This is a genomic window from Protofrankia sp. CiP3 (assembly GCF_917627345.1).
Lineage (GTDB): Bacteria > Actinomycetota > Actinomycetes > Frankiales > Frankiaceae > Protofrankia.
In genome coordinates this window covers 8,339-10,035 of sequence record NZ_CAKJTM010000146.1, presented here as the reverse complement: position 1 = coordinate 10,035, position 1,697 = coordinate 8,339, and the positions used below count along the sequence as shown (strand labels likewise).

2 protein-coding genes and 1 pseudogene are annotated in these 1,697 nt (G+C 70.4%); all 3 read left to right on the top strand.

Translation table 11 applies throughout. The features are described 5' to 3' along the window. A pseudogene (locus MJ797_RS24605) lies at positions 1-192 on the top strand (integrase); the annotation flags it as partial. A gap of 181 nt (positions 193-373) precedes the next feature. Beyond that, on the top strand, positions 374-1,093 hold the full coding sequence (locus MJ797_RS24600) for a DUF433 domain-containing protein (RefSeq protein WP_239341762.1): 720 nt from the start codon (positions 374-376) through the stop codon (positions 1,091-1,093). Next, entirely contained in the window at positions 1,093-1,503 is a 411-nt protein-coding gene (locus MJ797_RS24595) for a hypothetical protein (RefSeq protein ID WP_239341760.1), read from the top strand. The genes MJ797_RS24600 and MJ797_RS24595 overlap by 1 nt, the downstream gene beginning before the upstream one ends. Positions 1,504-1,697: the final 194 nt, after the last annotated feature.

Genomic DNA, 1,697 nt, shown 5'->3' with positions numbered 1-1,697 from the left:
AGCCTGCCCGGCGCCGAGGCCTTCACCGCCCACAGCCTGCGCGCCGGCGGCGCGACCGCCGCGGCCCAGGCCGGCGCCCCGGTCGCCACTATCGCCCGCCAAGGCCGCTGGTCACCCACCAGCCCCGTCGTCCACGGCTACATCCGCGCCGTCGACGCCTGGCGTGATAACCCTATGATCGGGGTGCTGTAAGCAGGATGATCTGACACGCACGGGAGACGGCAGCCCATCCCTGGGTGCCGGAGCGACCGCGAGAAGGACGGGCGGAGACCAAGCGCAGGGGATCAGATGTTCGTGGCGGGGAAGCGCGACATCACCGAGCCGTGTCCTCCTGGCCAGGATGAGGAGACCGCCGGAACCGAGGAGGTGGGATGTGGTTGACGACCCCGCGCGTTTCGACATACCGCTGTACACCGTGGCCGAGGCCGGCCGCTACCTGGGGGTACCGACCTCGACGTTCACGACCTGGGCCTACGGCTACACCCGCCGCCCGCCTGGGGGTGCTCCGGTACACGGCGAGCCGATCGTGACCGTCCGGCCCCGCACCACCCCGGGCGGAGCGGTGGTGCCGTTCATCGGCCTGGCCGAAGGCCTGATCCTCGCCGCGATCCGCCGCGCCGGCGTCCCCCTGCAACGCATCCGCCCCGCGCTCACCCGGCTCGCCGACGAACTCGGCATCGACCACGTCCTGGCCTCCCATGCGCTCTACACCGACGGCGCCGAGGTGCTCTACGACTTCGCCGAACACCACGGCGACACCCCCGAGGCCCGCAGTGCGCGGGAACTTGTCGCCGTCCGCCACGGCCAACGGGTGTTCGGGGAGATCGTCGATTCCTACCTGCAGCGGGTGGAGTTCGCCGCGGACGGTTACGCCCGGCTCATCCGCCTCCCGCAGTACCAGCACGCGAGCGTGGTCGTGGACCCGTCCCGCGGCTTCGGCCAGCCGATCTTCTCCCACGGCGGCGCCCGGCTCGAGGACGTGCTGGGCCGGTTCCAGGCCGGCGAGCCACTCGCCGAGGTCGCCGCGGAATTCGGGGTACCCGCCACCGACCTGGAGGACGCCGTGCGGATCGCCGCCCGACCCGCGGCCTGATGCCCCACCCCGACGGGCTGCCACACATCTTCGTCGATCGCAGTCTCGGGCGCATCGCCGTACCCCGCCTCCTGCGCGACGCCGGGCTGGAACTGACCACACTCGCCGAGCACTACGGCATCCCGCAGGACGAGAACATCGCCGACGTCACCTGGCTGACCGACACCGCCCAGCTGGGCTGGGTGGCGTTCATGAAGGACGAGCGCATCCGCCGCCGACCCGGCGAACAGCAGGCCGTCCGCACGCACCGCGCACGCTGTTTCTATCTCACCCGGCAGAACCTGCCCGGGACGGTGATGGCCGACTGGCTGCTGACCAACCTGCCCGCCATCATCGCGGCCTGTGCGCGGCCGGGACCGTTCCTCTACGCCGTTCACGCCCACCAGATCAAGAAGATGGATCTCGACTGATACCTACAGCAGCTGTGCCGCCAAGGCCACACACCCGGATACCCGGCTGCCTGACATGTCGCGGGAGCCCGGTGGCATGTCAGCACGACGTACGGCGAAACGATCAGAGACGGTGTTGGAAACCGTTCCACGGCTGCGGGTCCCTCGCGCGCAGCGGAACCCAGCTCAAGACCAACCTCCATGTGCTGCTGAGT

Coding starts and splice junctions, on each gene's coding strand:
- MJ797_RS24595 (WP_239341760.1), top strand. CDS start 1,093: ATGCCCCACCCCGACGGGCTGCCACACATCTTCGTCGATCGCAGTCTC.